This window comes from Micromonospora sp. (assembly GCF_048594385.1).
In the GTDB taxonomy this organism is placed as follows: Bacteria; Actinomycetota; Actinomycetes; order Mycobacteriales; family Micromonosporaceae; genus Micromonospora; species Micromonospora wenchangensis.
Genome location: NZ_JBMDWU010000570.1, coordinates 1 through 17,824, shown reverse-complemented (window position 1 = coordinate 17,824; position 17,824 = coordinate 1). Strand labels below are relative to the sequence as shown.

The window sequence follows — 17,824 nt, the reverse complement described above, 5'->3', positions numbered from 1 at the left end:
CATGGGCCGGGAGCACCTGGGGCCCGCGCCGGCCCGGATGTCCGCCAGTCCCCGCGTACCGGGGAGACAGCGCGCCCCGCCGGCGGACCCGCCGCCGGGGCTCGGTCGTGTCCGGGGTCGGTGTCCCCGACCCGTTCGGGTGGGGCGTGGGGTCAGGGCTTGGGGCCGCAGACGAAGTTGGGCTCGGGGTCGTACGTCCAGCTGAACTTCTCCCGCTTGACGACCTTGCCGTCCTTCTTGATCACGCGGAAGGCGTCCTGGGTGAAGCCGGTGCTGCCGGCGGCGGCGATGCAACTCGGGCCGGGCTCCAGGTGGACCGTCTTCGGCGAGGTGATGTTGCGGCGCGGGCCGTACTCGGTCTTCACGCTGTCGTAGATCTTGGTGCTCCACATCGACACGGTGATCGTGTTCGAGGTGTACGCGGTGTCGATCAGGACCCCGTACGGCGTGTTGTTGCGGAACTTGAAGTCCAGGTCCGGCCAGAAGATCGTCGACTCGATCACCGCCGGGTAGCGGCTGAAGTAGAACGAGTGCGGCTTGTGCTCGACGTCCTGGAGTCCGGCGTAGTAACTGGCGTTGAAGAGCGTGGTGGTGAACTGGGAGACGCCGCCACCCACCCCGGGCACCAGCTTGCCGCCGAGGATCACCGGAGCGTCCTTGTAGCCCTGGGCGTAGCCGCGCTCGCCGGTGTGCCCGTTGAGCGAGAACGTCTCCCCGGGCTTGACGATGGTGCCGTCCACGTCCTTCGCGGCCTGGATGATGTTCTGGCTGCGCGGCGAGGAGAGTCCGCCCGGGAACTTCGTGGAGAAGGTGGAGACCCGCTCCTTGATGCCCAACTCGGCGAGCTTCGCCTCGGTCAGCTCCGGCTCGGCATCCGTGAGCTGCCCGGTGACCGTCCGGCCGTCCGGCTTCGGCAGCACCGCCAGCAGGTCCCGGCTCAGCGCCGCCGAGTCGAGCTGCTGGCCGGCCCGGCCCGGCACCACCTTCGGCTTACCGCCCGAGATGGTCAGCCCGGCGTCCTTGGGCGTCGACTCGATCGCGGCCAGCTTGCTGCCCAGCGCCGACCGCAGCCGCTTCACGTCGACCCTCGGCGTCAGCTTCCCCTCGTCGTCGGCCGAGAAGCGCAACGCGCGGGCGATCGCCGTGGGCGGGACGCTCACCGACCCCTTGCTGGAGGTGATCGTCACCGGTGCGGCGACGGCCGGCTTCGCCAGCTCGGCGATCATCCGGTCCACCTCCTCCCGGGTGGTCACCGGGTTCTTCTCCACCACCGGCACCGTCACCGGCTGCCCGGCCAGCCAACCCGCCCGGACCACCCGGGCGGACTGCTCCGGGTCCAGGGTCAGGCTCGGCTTCGGGTAGACGGGCTTCGGCGTGGTGCCGGTGAAGATGATCGCCGGCAGGGTCATGTCCCGGCCTTGTTCGCCGAGGATCTGCCGCAGCGCCGCGTCCAGCTTGGCGGCGTCGACAGTCACCACCGGGTCGACCGACCGGGAACCGAACAGCCGGTCCACCGGGTGCGCCTGCGCGTCGGTGGCGGCGGCGACGGTGGCGTCCACGTCCACCGCCAGGCCGACGTCAGCGGGCTTGATCTCCGCCCGGTTCTCGCCCACCACCACGGTCAGCGGCGCGTCGAGCGTCGCGGCCCGCTTCTCCAACTCGGCCCGCAGCTCCCTGGCCGCGTCGGACCGGCTGCGGCCACCCAGCTCGGTGCCGAGCACGTTGGTGCCGCGCGGCACGTCCCCGGCGTACGCCCAGGCGCCCGCGCCGACCACCCCGGCCAGCACCGCGGCGGTCACCCCGCCGGCGAGCAGCACCCGGCCGCGCCGCCACCACGGCCCCGGCCCGGCACCGGGACCTGCGGCCCCACCGGCCGGTGGGGGTTCGTCCTCGGACGGCCAGCTCACCGCGGTGACCTGCACCGTGGGGCGGTCGTCGGAGACCGGTTTGTCGCCGTACAGGGTCACAGCCACCTCGATCGGACGTACCACGTGGGGGGTTGCGGGCCCCCAGGGACACCTACGGTAGCCAACCGGACGGCCAGCCGACAGCGTGCGTCCGGCCATCCTCACCGCCGCGTGTCGCGGCCGGTCACACGGTGTATGGGCGTTCGTGGCACGGTGTCCGGATGACCGCCCGGCGGCTGTGGTCGGCGGCACAGGGGCCGTGGGCGACCGACGGTGGTCAGCGGATGCGGACGCCGACCGCCGGGGTCGGCGGGCCGTCGTCGCGTCCGTCGGTCACGGCGACCCGGAACTGGTAGTCGTGCCCCCGGGTCAGCAGCACCGCCGTGTGCCGGGCGTCCCGCACCGGGTACGGGTCGACACGCCACCGCTCCCCGGCGGTGGCGTCGCGCCACTGCACCCGGTAGGCGAACCCCGGCCCGGCCGGTCGCCAGGTCAGGCGGGCCTCACCGGTGCCGAAGGCGGTCACGACGAGCCCGGTGGGGGTGGGCAACTGCGGGGTGACCCGTGCCGGCGTGCTGCGCGGTCCCGCACCGGCCTGGTTCACCGCGGCCACCGTGAACTCGTACTCGTGCCCGTTGCGTAGCCCCGGCACGACGGCCCGGGTGCCCCGGGTGGGGATCTCCTCGGTGGTGAAGTCGCGTTCCCCGGCGGTGACGTCGCGCCGGTGGACCCGGTGCCAGCCGTCCGGCACCGACGAGAGCCAGGTCAGCTCGACGCTGCCGGCACCGGCCTCGGCGCGTAGCGCCCGTGGGGCGTCGCCGGGTGCGGTGAACCGGGCCCGGGCCCGCACCGTCGTGGACCGGGCCCCCTCGCCGCCGCCGTTCACCGCGCTGACCGTGAACTCGTACTCGTGGCCGTGTTCCAGGTGCCGGGCGAGATGCCCGGCGGTGGCCTCCACGGCGGGTGGGCCGTACTCCCGGGTGCCGGTGGTCAGGTCGCGCCGGTACACCCGGTAGGAGACGCCCGGCCCGAGGGTGCGCCAGGCCAGCCGGACGGTGCCGTCGGGCTGCCCGGCGGCGACCAGACCCGACGGCGGCACGGGCGGGGTGACCACCGCGGTGACCCCGACCGGGGCCGACGGCGGGCTGTCCCCGCCGCCGCCGACCGCGACCACGGTGAACTCGTAACGGTGCGCGTGCCGCAGGAACGCGACGGTGGCGGTGGTGCCGGTGAAGGTGCCGACCGTGCCGCGTTCCCCGGTGTCCAGGTCGTGCCGGTACACCCGGTAGAGCTGGACGAAGGGCACCGGTTGCCAGCTCAGCGCGACGTCACCGGCGCGGCCCGGAACCGCCCGCAGGCCGCCCGGCGGCGGTGGGGGCGGCACCGTGGCGGTGACCCGTCCGGCCGGTGAGGGCGGGCCCTCGCCGCGCCGGCCCACGGCGCTCACCCGGAACTCGTAGTCGTGCCCGTTGACCAGGAAATCGGCAGTGAAGCGGGGCTCGTCGACCGGTTCGCCGATCCGGACGAAATGCGTCTGGCCGGCGGTGACGTCCCGCCGGTGCACCTGGTAGCGCAGCTCGTCGTCGGCGCGTACCGGCGGCCAGTCCAGCTCGGCGGTGCCGGCGCCGCCCGGACGGGCGGTCACCGCCACCGGCGGCGGGGGCAGCTCGGCCGGGTCGGGGCGGCGGCGGGGCCACGGCACCTCGACGAAACGCGGCCGGTAGAGGCCCGCGTCGGCGTAGGTGACCGCGTCGTCGACGTCGTTGACGTTGTAGGAGAACAGCAGCCGGCCGGGACGGACCAGCTCCGGGTGCAGGTCGACGTCGTAGACCAGGTGGCCGGCTGCCGTCTCGGGGGCCCGGTGCAGGTAGTCGGGGCCGGTGAACGGGCCGGTCGGGGCATCGGCCGAGTAGGCCACCAGGTCGCCGCTGAACACCAGGTTGTTCTCCTGGGTGACCAGCACGTACCGGCCGTCGACCCGCTGCACGCCGTAGGCGGTGCCGACGCCGCTGAGCAGCCGAGCCGAGGTGCGGTCGTCGGGGGACCAGCCGTCGCCGGTCCAGAACTCCCACCGGCCGGTCAGGTCGTCGCCGGCCACCCGGGCCAGGTGGGCGAACTTCGCCTCACCGGCGGCCTCGGTGCCGTACACGTAGGTGTGGTCGCCGTCGCGGAGCAGCTCGGAGCCCCAGGAGACCCGGGGGCCCAGGGGCAGCGGACGGACCCCGGTGGGGGTGAGCGCGGGCAGCGCGAAGGTGGCCAGGGCGGTGCCGAGCAGGGCGTGGTCCAGCGGGCTGACGCCGGTACGCCGGTAGCGGTGGACCAGCACCTGGAGGGTGTCACCGGCGACGGTGGCGTCGCCGATCCAGGAGAACTCGCCGGGTGTCGTCGCGGGGATCAGGTCGCGTGGGTCGTCGGCGGTGCCGCCGTGCAGCGTGGTGGTGAGCTGGTCGCCCTGCTGCACCACTGCCGAGTTGTGCACGAACGGCGCGCTGCGGGGGCGGGAGCCGTCGGGGTACACCGGGCCGAGGAAGGTGTCGGAGAACAGCCAGAGCAGCCGGCCGTCGGGCAGCCGTACCGAGGCCGTCCGGTCGGCGCCGTTCCACCGGCCGGAGGTGTCGCCGTAGTCGTCGAAGGCGGCGGTCAGCCGGGCGGCGGTCGTCCCGCCGTCGGGTCGGGACGGCTGCGGCGTCGCGGTGGGTACGGCGGCGAGCAGCCCGACCAGCCAGACGACGAGCAGCCAGCGGGCCGGCCGGCGGACGCCGACCGGCTCCCGGCCCGGGTCGACCTCCGCCACCAGAACCCCCGTCTACTGGTCACCGACCCGTAGGGTGTCACGATCAACGGCCGGGGCGGTAGCCGTCGGCCGGGTGGGTGTGGCCGGTGCGTCCGGTCCGCGACGGACCGTCAGCGCGCCGGTGACGAGGGCGGTGACCGCCGCCGTGGCCAGGGCGGCACCGGCGATCCCGGCGACGGTGTGCGGCACCACCGTGGCGGTCGCGGCCAGGAAACCCGCCGTGGAGATCCACAGTGGTGCCGAGGGCCATCGCGCGGCCGCCGCGACCCGCGCGTTGATCAGCACGAAGACCAGCGCGTACAGCGCCCCGGTGGCGGCGAACAGCGGGGCGAGACCGCCGTGGCGGGTGTACTCCGGGCCGCCGGCCAACCCGAAGGCCAGGCCACCGGCCAGCGTCGCGGCGAGCACCAGCGCCGCGCCGGCCGCCCCGACCAGCAGCAGCGCGGCCCGCAGGGTGCCCCGGTCGCCCCGGGCCAGCCGGGGCAGCGCGATCACCGTCACCACCTGGGGGGCCCACAACGCGCCCTTGGTGAGCACCGTGCCGACCGCGTACGTGCCGGAGGCGTCCGGGGGCAGGAACCGGCGGGCCAGCAGCAGGTCGGCGTACGACACGACGAGCATCGCCAGGGTCGCCCCGCTGGCGGTGAGCACCGTCCGGGTGGCCAGGGTCGGGGCGACCGGGTCGAGGCCCGCCCCCCGGTTGAGCCGGACCAGCAGCGCCAGCACCAGCACGGAGGTGACCGCCCCGGCCAGCAGCGCGCCGGTCAACCCGCCGCCGAGCGCCAGCCCGGCGATCATGCCGCCGTAGCGGCCGGCGGCGAGCAACGCCATCCCGCCGGCCAGCCGCAGGAAACGCTGGTCGCCCTGGAGTTCACCGAGCCACCGGCCGGCGGCCACCACGGCCACGGTCAGCACCCCGAGCAGCAGCACCGCCGGACCGGTCAGCCGCAGCCCGACGGCGGCGACCGGCAACGTAACGGCCAGCAGCGCGGCGGTCACCGCCACGGTCAGCAGGGTGGGGCGGGCGGTGCCGGCCCGACCGTGGCGGGCCCGGTGCACGGCCACCGCGATCTGCAGGCCGGTGCCGGCCACGCCGCCGATCGCGCCGAGCGCCAGCAGGGTGGCCAGCGCGCTCAGCTCGGCCGGTGCGAGGTGCCGGGCACCGAGGACCGGCACCACGTACGCGAGCCCGTTGACGAAGACCCCGGCCAGGGTGACGGCCACCCCGGCGACGCCGATGCCGGCCGTCCGGCCCGGCCCGCCGCCGGACCCCGGGCCCGGCCCGTCGCCCGCCTTCCGGCCCGGCCCGTCGCCCGAACCCCGGTCCGGGACGTCGCCGGACGGGCGGGGGTGCTCGTCGGGAGCGCCGGGTCGCCCGTCGCCGGTCCCGGGACGCCCGTCGTGCGCGCCGTCCGATGCTGTGCCCATCACCGCTCCGTGTCGCCGGCCCCGCCGGTGCTCCGCTGCCCCGCCCGTGATCGTCCCGGGTCGTCGGCTCCGCCCGTCGCCAGCAGCGCAAGTACAGTGTCGCCACGCCGGCGCCGATCGCCGGGTCAGCCTAGTGAGGAGGTCAACCCCTGCGGGAGAGGCCGATCCTCGTCGCCACCGGGCTGGCCGTCACCGCGCTGGTGCTGGCCCCGCTGGCCGCGCCCGGGTACGTGCTCAGTTACGACATGGTCTTCGTGCCCCGGCAGCCGTGGCGGGCCGAACTGGTCGCCCCGGTCGACTCGCTGCCCCGGGCGGTGCCGCTGGACGCTCTGGTCTCGCTGGCCAGCCAGGCGGTGCCGGGGTGGCTGCTGCAACGGCTGGTGCTGGCCGGGGTGCTGCTGCTCGCCGCGATCGGGGCCGGTCGGCTGGTGCCCGCCCGGCGGCCGGTGGTCCGGGTGGTCGCCGCGGTCGGGTACGCGTGGACGCCGTACCTGGCGGAGCGGCTGCTGATCGGACACTGGGGACTGCTGCTGGCGTACGGGGCGCTGCCCTGGCTGGTCGACGCCGCGATCCGGGTGCGCCGGCCGGGTGGGCTACGCCGGTTGGTGCTGGTGGCACTGCCGGCCGTGGTCACCCCGACGGGTGGCCTGGTCGCCCTGGTCACGGTCGCCGTGCTGGTCGCCCGACGGGGTGCCGCCCGGACGACCGCGCTGGCCGTCGGCGCGTTGCTGCTGCTGAACCTGCCGTGGCTGGTGGTCGCCGGGTTCAGCGCGGCCGACGCCCGGACCGACCCGGCCGGGGTGGCCGCGTTCGCGGCGCGGGCGGAGAACTGGAGCGGGGTGGTCGGCGCGTTGGCCGGCACCGGTGGGATCTGGAACGGGCAGACCGTCCCGGCGAGCCGCGCGTCGCCGTTGACGCCGGTGGCGACGGTGCTCCTGCTGGTGCTGGCGGGGTACGGCCTGCGGGAGTTGCGTGGCCGGTGGCCGGCCGGGGCGGCGTACCGGCTCGTCGGGTTGGCCGGGGCCGGTTTCCTGGCCGCCCTGGCCGGGGCCCTGCCGGGCGGGTCGGCCGGGCTGGGTTGGCTGGTGTCGACGGTGCCCGGGGCCGGGGTGCTGCGCGACGGGCAGAAGCTTCTGGTCCCGTACGCGCTGCTGCTGGCGCTGGCCGCCGCGCTGGGGGCGGAGCGGCTGGCCGACCGGGTCGCCGCCCGGGGTGCGCCGGGTGGGGCCGGTGCGGTGCTCGCCGCCGTGCTGCTGCTGCCCGTGGTGGTGCTGCCCGACCTGGCGTTCGGTGCGGCGGGCCGGCTGCGTCCGGTGGCGTACCCGGCGGACTGGGACGCGGTGGCCCGGCGGCTGGACGGCCGGTCGGGGGAGGTGCTGTCGCTGCCGTTCGGGGCCTACCGGGCGTACCCGTGGAACGACGGTCGGACGGTGCTGGACCCGCTGCCCCGCTACGTCGACGCCGACGTGCTGGTGGACGACACGCTGTGGGTGGGGACGACGGCGGTGCGGGGGGAGAACCCGCGGGCCGCCGAGGTGGGCCGGGTGCTCGCCGCCGGTGGCCCGGTCGCCGCGACCGGGGTGCGGTGGGTGGTGGTGCAGCGGACCGTCGGTGGCCGGCGGCTGGACCCGGCGACGCTGGCCGGGTTGCGCGAGGTGTACGCCGGGCCCGACCTGACCCTGTACGAGAATCCGGCCGGCCGGTGACCGGGCGGTCGCCGGCTGTCTCCGCTGCCTGCCGGGCCCGTCGTTGATCGTCCGCGCGGCTCTCCCGGCATGGGCTACTTGGTGGTAACGTCCCGCGCACGCAGCTCACGAGGAGGAATACAGCACCATGCGCAGTGCTCTCTCGTTGGTTCTGGTCGCGGTGGCCGCGATCGCTCTGGGTGCCTTCGGCACGGTGGCGTTGGCCACCAGCCTGACCGGCACGTCGGCGGCCGAGGCGGCGAAGGCCGAGCAGGCCGCCCGCACCGAGTCCGGCGGCGGCAACGGTGGTGCCAACCAGCCGCTGGTCTACGGCACCAGGTAGGACTGTTCCACCTGCCCGGCCGGTGATCCCGCCGGCACCGTCGACCCTGACTGTTCTGCCTGCTCCGACCGTTGCGCCGGTGTGTCCGCCGGCCCCGACCGCTCGCCCGGCGTCCCCGCCGGACCGTTCGCGGCCCTCGTCACGAGGGCCGCGAATTTTTCGCCCGAGACCGGCCAGGTGAACCGGGCGGCGTGGGCGCGGGCCGCCGCGCCCATGGTGGCCCGGTGGTCGTCGTCGGTCAGCAGCCGCCGCACCTTGGCCACGAAGTCGTCGACGTCCTCGGCGAGCAGGCCGGTCTCGCCGTCGACCAGGGATTCCTCGACCCCGCCCGCGCCCCGGAAGGCGACCGTCGGGGTGCCGACCGCGCCGGCCTCGACGATGGTGAGCCCCCAACCCTCCTTGAGCGACGGGGTGAGCGCCACCCAGGCCGAGGCGAGCAGGTGCCGCTTGTCGGCGTCGGAGACGAAGCCGGTGAACCGGACCCGGTCGGTGAGGCCCAGTTCGGCGGTGGTGTGCCGCAGTTGCGCCTCCCACCAGCCCTGCCCGGCCACGGTCAGGGTGAGGCCGGGCAGTTCGTCGGCGAGCGCGGCGAGGGTGGCCAGCGCCACCTCGACCTGCTTGTGCGGGACCAGCCGGCCGAGGACCACCAGCGACGGTTCCGCCGAGCGGGGCACCGGGCCGACGGTCATGTCCGGGGTGCCGTTGTGCACGATGTCGACCCGGGCCGGGTCGATGCCGAGGGTGGCCAGCTCGTCGCGGGTGGCGGCGGAGACGGTGACGTACCGGCAGCGGCGGTAGACCCGGGGGGCGAGCCAGGACTCCACCCACCAGCCGAACCGGGCCAGGCCCGGGCCGAGCACCACCGGCCACTGCTCCCGGTGCACGTGGTGCACCAGCGCGATGACCGGCCGGCGGGCGTAGAGGGCGGAGAGGAAGGGCAGCCCGTTGCCGACGTCGACGATCAGGTCGGGTCGACCGCCCCGACGGCGGCTCAGCGGGCCGAAGCCGAGCGCTCCGGCCAGGTACGCAAGCGCCGCCCGGAGGTAGACGGTGTGCCGGCCGCCGCGCCGCAGCACGCGTACGCCGTCGGGGGTGGTCTCCTCGGCGGTGCCGGCGGGATGGGTCGCGCAGAACAGGGTGGCCCGGTGGCCGCGGCGGACCAGTTCGCCGGCGATCCGCTCGACGTAGACCTCCGAGCCACCGCCCTCCGGATTGCGGGTGTCCCGCCAGTTGAGGAACAGAACGTGCCTGGTGGTGGCGGCAGCGGGTGCGTCCAACACTCAACTCCTACTGCCGAGTAGTCTTCGCGGTCGCGTCACACTATGGGCTGCGTCACGCACGTCGCAATGCCCGATCGGAGGCGAGATGCAGCAGTCGCCGGGCCGTCCGGGGGCGGCCGAGGGGCCGGACGACACATCGAGCACGGTGTGGCGTGTGCGCTTGGTGGCGGTGTGTCTGGCTTTGTCGGCACTGGCGTTCCTCCAGGACCCCGGGCTGATCGCCATCGACACCAAGGTCGACCTGGCGATCGATCCGGCCGGATGGCTGACCCGGGCCCTGCACGTCTGGGACCCGGACGGCACCTTCGGGCAGTTGCAGAATCAGGCGTACGGCTACCTCTGGCCGATGGGGCCGTTCTTCCTGCTCGGCAAGCTGCTCGCCGTACCGGCGTGGGTGGTGCAGCGGCTGTGGTGGGCGCTGCTGCTGACCGTGGCCTGCGTCGGCGTGGTCCGGCTCGCCGAGCGGCTGCACGTCGGCACCCCGTGGGCCCGACTGCTCGCCGGGGCCGCCTTCGCGCTCTCCCCCCGGCTGCTCACCGAACTCGGCCCGATCTCGGTGGAGGCATGGCCCAGCGCGCTCGCCCCGTGGGTGCTCGTCCCGCTGGTCGGGCTGGTCGACGGGGTGCCGGTGCGGCGGGCGGTCACCCGGTCGGCCCTCGTGGTGGCCTGCGCCGGTGGGGTCAACGCGACAGCCGTGCTGGCCGTGGTGCCGCTGGCCGCGCTCTGGCTGCTCGGCCTGCACCCGTTCCGCCTGCGGGTGAAGGCGCTGCTCGCCTGGGGGCTGGCGGTGGGCGCGGCGACCGCCTGGTGGCTGGTGCCGCTGCTGCTGCTCGGCCGGTACAGCCCGCCCTTCCTCGACTACATCGAGACCGCGCCGGTGACCACCACCCCCACCGACACCACCACCGTGCTGCGCGGCGCCTCGCACTGGCACGCCTACCTCACCGGCGCGTACGGGCCGCCGTGGACGGCGGGCTGGCGGCTCGCCACCGAACGTCCCCTGGTGGTCGCCACGCTGGTGGTGGCCGGGCTGGGCATCGCCGGGTTGGCCCGCCGGGGCATGCCGCACCGGCGGTTCCTGGTCACCGGCCTGCTGGTCGGGCTGGCCCTGGTCGGGCTGGGCCACCTCGGTCAGCTCGACGGCTTCGGTGCGCAGACCCAGCGCACCTTCCTCGACGCGGCCGGCGCGCCGCTGCGCAACGTGCACAAGTTCGACGTGGTGCTCCGGCTGCCCCTCATCCTCGGCCTGGCACACCTGGTCGGGCTGGTGCTGCGGGCCGCCCGCACCGGCGACCGGCCCGAACTGGCCGCCGTGCTGCCCCGGGCGTTGCAACCGGTCCGGCTGCGTGCCGGCCTGGTCACCGGCACCGCCCTGGTCGCGGTCGCCGCGGTGGCCACACCCGCGCTCGGCGGTGGGCTGGCCGCCCAGGGCAGCTTCACCGGGGTGCCCGGCTACTGGCGGGAGGCGTCGGACTGGCTGGACCGGGCCGTCGGCGACGACCGGGTGCTGGTGGTGCCCGCCGCCCGGTTCCCCCGCTACCTGTGGGGCAGCCCCAGCGACGAGATCACCCAGCCGTTGTCCGACCGGCCGTGGGCGGTGCGCAGCTCGGTGCCGCTCACCCCGCCCGGCACCATCCGGCTGCTGGACACCGTCGAGTCGGCGCTGGCCGACGGGGAGGGTTCCGCCGGCCTCGCCGACCTGCTCGCCCGCTCCGGGGTGAAGTACCTGCTGCTGCGCTCCGACCTCGACTACGGCCACAGCGGGGCCGTCCGGCCGGTGGTGGTCCGGCAGGCGCTGCTGCGTTCCCCCGGCATCGAGCCGGTGCGCGGGTTCGGCCCCGAGGTCGGCGGGGGCCGACTGCCCGGCAACGTCGTCGACCGGGGACTGGACGTCGGGGTCCGGGCCCTGGAGGTGTACGAGGTCCGCCGCGACGTCGACCGGGTCGTCGCGTACGACGCCGCCGACCTGACCACTGTCGTCGGCGGCCCCGAGTCGCTGCTGCCGCTGGCCGCCGCCGGCCGGCTCTCCGCCGCGCCGACCGTGCTCGCCGGGGACCGCCCGGCCGGGCTGGACGCGTCGACGGTGACGCTCACCGACGGGTTGCGCCGCCGGGAGGTGGCCTTCGGGCAGCAGCACGACAACGCCTCGGCCACCATGACCGCCCGGGACCGCCCCCAGCTCGACGCACCGGCCCGGGACTACCTGCCGCCGTGGGCCGACGGGCAGTCCACGGTGGTGCGCTACCTCGGCATCGGCGGGGTGTCCGCGTCCAGCTCGTGGTCGCAGGCGCAGCCGCTGGGCGGGGGACGCCCCGAACACCAGCCGTACGCGGCGGTCGACGGCGACCTGAGCACGTCCTGGCGGTCCGCCCCGGGGACCCGCGCGCCGGGGCAGTGGTTCGAGGTGGAGCTGGACCGGCCGCAGGTCGTCCGGCAACTGCGGATCACCTTCGACACCGGGGCCGACTCCCTGCCCACCAGGATCACCGTGACCGCCGGCCGGCAGCAGAGCACCGTGCAGACCGCCGGGCAGACCGTCGAGGTGACACTGCCCGACGGCTACCCCACCCGGTTCGTCCGGGTCACCGTCGAGGAGGTCTTCGACGTGCGGGCCGGCTTCGGCGGGGTGGGCATCGCCGAACTCGTCATCCCCGGTGTCGAGGCCGCCCGGACCCTGGTGGTGCCGGACCCACCGGCCACCGACCGGCCGGCCGCGATGGTGTTCACCGCCGCCCCGGCCGCCCCGGCGTGCGTCTTCGACGAGGGCCGGCCGATCTGCGCCGGGGCGATGGCCCGCGCCTCCGAGGACAGCGACCGGATCGACCGCACCGTGCGGTTGCCGGCCGGCGCGGACTACCGGGTCGCGCTGTGGGCCCGGCCCCGGCCCGGCGGAGCGCTCAACGCGCTGCTCGACCCCGGTGGGGCGGCGGCGGTCACCACCGGGGTCACCCCGACCGTGGCCGCCTCGACCGTCGGCGTGTCCCACCCGAGCGCCCGTCCCGGCGCGGTGGTCGACGGGAACCCCGCGACCGTCTGGTACGCCGCCGACGCCGACCGGCAACCGTGGCTGCGGTTGACCTGGCCGAAGGCACGCACCGTCACCGGCCTGCGGATCACCCTGCCGCCCGGTGCGGCGGCGGCCCGCCCCTGGCGGGTCACCGTGCTCGGTGACGAGGGGATGCGCGGCGGAGTGCTCGACGAGGGCGGCACGCTGCTGTTCGACAGGCCGATGCGCAGCGACGACCTGACCGTGCTGATCGCCGACGTGGTGCCGGTGGCGTCGTACGACCCGTACCGGCGGGTGACGCAGGACCTGCCGGTGGGGGTGGGTGAGCTGACCGTGCTGCCGGACGGCCCGGCCACCCCGGCGGACCCCGCGAAGCGGGTCACCCTGCCCTGCGGCACCGGCCCCACGGTGACCGTGGCCGGTGGTGGGCAGCGCCGGACCGCGCTGGTCGCCAGCCGGCGGGACCTGGTGGAACTGCGCGAGGTGCCGGCGGTGCTCTGCGGTCCGGCCGCGAAGACGCCGCTGCGGCTGGCCGCCGGGGAGAACCGGGTGGTGGCGGCGGGGACCCGGCTGACCGTACCGACCCGGCTCGCGCTCACCCCGACCGGCGGGGCGTCGGCCCCGTCGGCCCCGGCCGGTGGCACCGGTACGAGCGGCACGGCCGGCACCGGGGCCGGCGACGCGACCGTCGGACCCCGGCAACCCGGGGCGACCCGGACGGTGCTGCGGGTCGACGAGTGGTCGGCCACCCACCGGGTGCTGCGGCTGGACAGCTACCCCGGCCAGCGGGTGCTGGCGTTGCGGGAGAACGCCAACGCCGGCTGGGTCGCCACCGCAGGCGGCCGGACGCTCACCCCGTTCGTGGTGGACGGCTGGCAGCAGGGTTGGCTCGTCCCGGCCGACGTCGCCGGTACGGTGACGCTGCGGTTCGCCCCCGACCGGGGGTACGTGCTGGCGCTCGGGGCCGGGGCGGTGCTGCTGGCCGGGGTGGCCCTGCTGGCGGTGCTGCCGTCGCGGCGTACCCCGGGGGCGGTGGTGCCGCGGCGGCGGCGCGGGCGGGTGCTCGCCGCGCTCGTCGGCGGCGCGGCGTTGCTGCTGTTCGGCGGGCCGGCGGCGGTCGGGGTGGCGCTGGCGGTGGTGGCCGTGGTGCTGGCCGGGCGGGCGTTGGAACCGCACCTGCACCCGCCGGACCGGCGGGGCATGCACCGGCTGCGCCGGGCCACCGTGCGCTGGCTGCCGGTGGCGTGTTTCGCGGTGGCCGGCTGGTGGGCGGCGACCCGGGGCGGGCACACCGCCTGGCCGCCTCAGTTGGCCGCGGTCGCCACCGCCACCCTGCTCTGGCTCTCGCTGGTGCTGCGCCGACGCGGCCACCGGCCACCCCAGCGTTGGAAGGGGCGCTCCACCGCGTAGTAGCTGACCGCCGCGAGGACCAGCCCACCGGCCACGGTGAGGGCGAACGTGCCGAGCGGGTCACCGGTGAACTCCGGCCGGCCGTCGAGCAGGTAGATCCCCTCCAGCACGGACGGGTGCCAGAGGAACAGCCCGTAGGACACCCGGCCCAGCCACCGGCCGACGATGCTGTCGAAGACGCCCTTGGTGCGGGTCTGCGGCCCGAACGCCACCGGCACGATCAGCAGCACCGCGACCACCAGGTAGAGCACCAGCTTGGTGGCGAACTGCCCGGCGGTCGGCTCGGCCAGGTCCCGGGGGCCGGTGACCGGAGTGGTGGCGACGGCCAACGCGCCCAGGGCGATCGTCCAGCAGGCCAGCGGGGCCCGGCCCAGGTCGTCCAGGAAGCGCCAGCGCCCGCCCCGGCCGGTGCGCAGCGCGACCTGCGCGCCGGCCAGGGCCATCCCGGCCCCGAACCAGCCGGCGTACGAGGGCAGCCACATGGTGTGCAGGCCGAGGCTGAGCACGCCCGCCCCCATCAACGCCACCCAGCCCCCGGTCACCGCCGTCGCGGCCAGCGCGATCCGCAGCACCCCGTCCGGGTGGGCCGACGTCGGTGTGCCCGGTGTCCGTCGCCGGCCGAGCAGGAGGACCGCCAGCACCGGCAGCAGCAGGTAGAACGTGACCTCGGTGGCCAGGCTCCAGGTCTGGCTGAGCCCGTGCCGGAGCTGACCATGCTGGTAGATCTGGGTCAGCGTGAGGTGCCGCAGCCAGTCGCCAGTCGACGCCGGCCGGTTCTGCGGCAGCACCAGCAGGCAGACCACCACCGCCACCCAGTAGGCGGGCAGGATGCGGGTGGCCCGCCGCCACAGGTAGCGGCCGGTGCCCGGGGGCCGCTGGCCCGTCGCCCGCGCGTGCGCGTACGGCCGAAACAGCAGGAACCCGGAGAGCACGAAGAAGACCGCGACGCCCACGTCCAGTCGGGACAGCCAGGCTCCGACGGCGGTGTCGCCGGTGTTACGCCCGGTGGCGAAACCGACGTGGTGCCCCACCACGGCGAGTGCCCCGATCACCCGGACGGCGTCGAGGGCGGGCAGCCGCCGCAGGACCTGATCGGGAATCGGGGCAGACATCAACCGTCCAGAGGGTCGCGGGGCTATGTGACTCGGGAGTAACGTGCGGCCAAGTTTTACATCCTCGATCTTCCGCCGGTAACCGGCTGACCGTCTTTGTTAGGGGAGGACCAGTGAAGACTCGCCTGGGTGCCGCGCTGTTCGGCATCGGCGTGCTGTCGCTCGCGGTCGCCGCGGGAACGGCGTACTACGTGGCGCCGTCGGTGACGAAGTTGCCGTACGACCTGACGTTCTGCAACGCGGACGGCAAGCCGGACGGCTGCCTGCGGGCGAGCGTCGCGGTCGCCGACAACGCCACCTTCATGCAGGTGCTCGACGGGAAGCCGACGATCCAGACCGGTCAGCTCAAGGCGACCACCGAGGTGGTGCCGCAGGCGTCGACGACCGAGAAGGAGATGACCGGCGACCTCAGGGGCGACGCGGTCGTCTGGGACGTCTACGGCACCGTCGTGCGGACCGACAACGGCTCCGACGTCAGCAAGTACGCGGCCGAGTTCGCCCTGGACCGGGTCACTGCCGCCGCCCGGGACTGGGACAAGCAGTACCTGGACACCGACGGTCCGGGCGGCACCGACGACTCGGTGACCTTCGCCGGGCAGACCTACAAGTTCCCGTTCCGTGCCGAGCGGCGGGACCACACCTTCTTCGACCGGGACCTGCGCCGGGGGCTGCCGATGGCGTTCGACGGCACCGAGCAGATCAACGGCACCGAGGCGTACCGGTACGTGCAGCAGATCCCGGAGACCGACCTGGTCACCCCGGAAGGCTCGCTGACCGCGCTGGCCGGCGCGCTGGCACCGGGGGCGACCACCGGCAAGGTCACCTACAGCAACACCCGGACGATCTGGATCGAGCCGGTCAGCGGCAACTTCGTCAAGGTACGTGAGCAGCAGCGGAAGAACTTCGTGCCCAATCAGGGCAGCCCGGTGACCCTGCTGGACGCGGACTTCGTCTACGACGAGGCGACCATCGCCAACAGTGTGAAGTCGGCCGGGGTGACCCGGGACAAGCTCCAGTTGATCGGCCGTACCCTGCCGATCGGGCTGGCCGTCCTCGGTGGCCTGCTGTTGCTGGTGGGCCTCTGGCAGGTCGTCGCCGGGCGGCGGCGCGCGACGCCGGCCGCCGGGCCGAAGGGGGCCGGTGTGGCCCCGGCGACCGACGCCCCGACCCGCGACGGGAAGGCCGAGCCGGCGACCGTCGGGCGGTCGGGCGGCCCGCTCACCGACGAGATCCCACCCGCGTCGACGAACTGGCGGGGCGGGGGTGAGCCCGGCTCGCGCTGACCGCGCACGTCGGCACACCAGGGCGGGTCGGGTCTCCCGGCCCGCCCTCCGCGTCTCCGTGGTGACCGTACGCGTCCGTTATGGAATCGTAACTTGTCAATGGTTTACCAACTCGCAGTGATGGATGACGCCGGATTTGGCGGCATCTATCCGGTCGACTGCCGGGGATCGGTTGCACCCAGCGTGAGTACGGCGACCGGCTCGGATGATCGACGGTTACCGGTCGGTAGGTGGGGTCTTGTGAGCCACGCCTCAGTGGGTGCACCATCAGGCACGCATTCGTTACCCGTCGGTAACAGATCTTCCGGCCCGGTCGCGGCCCGACCGGCTCCCACGACCGGCACCAGCCTGAGGAGGAATCCGTGCAGAATCGGACCGACGAGCCGGGGCGTACCCGGTGGCGGCGTTTCGCCGCGATGATGGTGCCCGCGACGGCCGCCGTGGGCGCCATCCTGTTCGGCATGCAGAGCGGGGCCATCGCCTCCGACATCACCGTCTCCGGGCAGACCTTCAAGATCGGGGCCGAACGCCTGGAGGGCGACGGCTTCACCCAGTACGGCGGCATCGTCAAGGAGAAGAACGGCAAGGTCCACCCGGTCGCCCTCTCCGAGATCAGCAGCGCCCAGCTCTACAAGCTCTGCCAGTCCGTCCGCGCCGACCTGCCCGGCCTGCCGGTGGTGCTGACCATCAACGCCGGTGACGACAAGCCGGCCACCGCCAAGAACATGATGATCGCGATGGACAGCCTGGGCGGCAACGCCACCTTCACCAACATCCGCATCGGCCGGGACGCCACCGACCTCAACGCGTCGGCGCAGGCCGGTTCGTTCGGCCAGGACGCCCAGCACGTCACCATCACCGACCTGCGGCAGGTCTCCCGCTACACCACCGCGGCCACCTTCAACCTGACCGGCCTGCGACTCAAGGTGAACGTCGGGGAGGCCGCGAAGGGCAAGGAGTGCTTCGCGGACGACTGAGCCGCACCGGGCCGGACCCCTCCCGTCACCCCCGCCGGACGGCAGGGGCCCGGCCCGCCCCACCCCGTACCCATCCGCCCAGGAGGAGCACGTGACACGCGCGCAACCGCCGTACGCCCCGACCGGCCCCGGTCGCGGGTGGCGGAGCTTCCGCCGGTGGCGACGCAGCCGGCCGTTCTGGGGCGGCCTGCTCACCGTGCTCGCCGGGGTGGAGATGTTCGCCTCCACCAGGATGACCCTCAACGGGCTGAGCTTCTCCTCCGGCGCGACCGGGCTCTACTCGCTGCTCATTCCGATCATCCTGGTCACCTGCGGGCTGCTGCTCTGGTTCAGCCCCGGTCAGCGGCTGTTCTACTCGATCGTCGCGGCGGTCACCACGGTCTACTCGCTGATGGGCCTCAACCTCGGCGGCTTCTTCCTCGGCCTGCTGCTCGGCCTGGTCGGCAGCGCCCTCGGCTTCGCCTGGACCCCGATCCGCCCCGCCACACCGCCCGCCGCCGACACCGCCGCGCCGCCCACCGCCGGACCGACCGCCGCCGGAGCCCACCCGGACGCCGACCCCGACGCCGACGACGGGTTCGACGCCGACGGCCGGCTC

General features: G+C 74.8%; 10 protein-coding genes and 1 pseudogene. 6 read left to right on the top strand and 5 right to left on the bottom strand.

The features are described 5' to 3' along the window. Positions 1-152: 152 nt before the first annotated feature. From ACOJTC_RS30135 to ACOJTC_RS30125, 3 genes are all read right to left on the bottom strand, one after another. Positions 153-1,973 carry a VanW family protein gene (locus ACOJTC_RS30135; protein WP_420119418.1) on the bottom strand — a complete coding sequence of 607 codons (1,821 nt, stop codon included), beginning with the start codon at positions 1,971-1,973 and terminating at the stop codon, positions 153-155. 211 nt (positions 1,974-2,184) lie between these two features. After that, complete coding sequence (locus tag ACOJTC_RS30130; protein ID WP_420119417.1) at positions 2,185-4,701, bottom strand: fibronectin type III domain-containing protein; 2,517 nt, start codon at positions 4,699-4,701, stop codon at positions 2,185-2,187. Positions 4,702-4,713: 12 nt separating this feature from the next. After that, complete coding sequence (locus tag ACOJTC_RS30125; protein ID WP_420119416.1) at positions 4,714-6,129, bottom strand: polysaccharide biosynthesis protein; 1,416 nt, start codon at positions 6,127-6,129, stop codon at positions 4,714-4,716. 200 nt (positions 6,130-6,329) lie between these two features. Here ACOJTC_RS30125 and ACOJTC_RS30120 point away from each other — a divergent pair, with 200 nt between their 5' ends. Both ACOJTC_RS30120 and ACOJTC_RS30115 read left to right on the top strand, forming a co-directional pair. Further along, on the top strand, positions 6,330-7,835 hold the full coding sequence (locus tag ACOJTC_RS30120) for a hypothetical protein (protein ID WP_420119415.1): 1,506 nt from the start codon (positions 6,330-6,332) through the stop codon (positions 7,833-7,835). 127 nt (positions 7,836-7,962) lie between these two features. Continuing rightward, on the top strand, positions 7,963-8,157 hold the full coding sequence (locus ACOJTC_RS30115) for a hypothetical protein (RefSeq protein ID WP_145922205.1): 195 nt from the start codon (positions 7,963-7,965) through the stop codon (positions 8,155-8,157). 131 nt (positions 8,158-8,288) lie between these two features. Here the strand turns inward: ACOJTC_RS30115 and ACOJTC_RS30110 are convergent. Then, a pseudogene (locus tag ACOJTC_RS30110) lies at positions 8,289-9,434 on the bottom strand (glycosyltransferase family 4 protein); the annotation flags it as partial. A 157-nt stretch (positions 9,435-9,591) separates the two neighbouring features. Between ACOJTC_RS30110 and ACOJTC_RS30105 the strand changes: the two are divergent. Beyond that, the gene (locus ACOJTC_RS30105; RefSeq protein ID WP_420119414.1) at positions 9,592-13,854 is read left to right on the top strand and encodes an alpha-(1->3)-arabinofuranosyltransferase domain-containing protein; all 4,263 of its coding nucleotides are present in this window, start codon (positions 9,592-9,594) and stop codon (positions 13,852-13,854) included. Here ACOJTC_RS30105 and ACOJTC_RS30100 read toward each other — a convergent pair. After that, positions 13,749-14,966, bottom strand: a complete 1,218-nt coding sequence (locus tag ACOJTC_RS30100; RefSeq protein WP_420119413.1) for an acyltransferase family protein — start codon at positions 14,964-14,966, stop codon at positions 13,749-13,751. The genes ACOJTC_RS30105 and ACOJTC_RS30100 overlap by 106 nt on opposite strands. A gap of 113 nt (positions 14,967-15,079) precedes the next feature. Here ACOJTC_RS30100 and ACOJTC_RS30095 point away from each other — a divergent pair, with 113 nt between their 5' ends. The 3 genes from ACOJTC_RS30095 to ACOJTC_RS30085 all read left to right on the top strand — a co-directional run. After that, on the top strand, positions 15,080-16,249 hold the full coding sequence (locus ACOJTC_RS30095; protein WP_420119412.1) for a DUF3068 domain-containing protein: 1,170 nt from the start codon (positions 15,080-15,082) through the stop codon (positions 16,247-16,249). A gap of 362 nt (positions 16,250-16,611) precedes the next feature. After that, positions 16,612-17,226, top strand: coding sequence for a DUF6230 family protein (locus tag ACOJTC_RS30090; protein WP_204926973.1), 615 nt, complete (start codon positions 16,612-16,614; stop codon positions 17,224-17,226). A gap of 91 nt (positions 17,227-17,317) precedes the next feature. Further along, positions 17,318-17,824 (top strand): DUF6114 domain-containing protein (locus ACOJTC_RS30085; protein ID WP_420119411.1); only part of this gene is annotated, 507 nt, incomplete at its 3' end.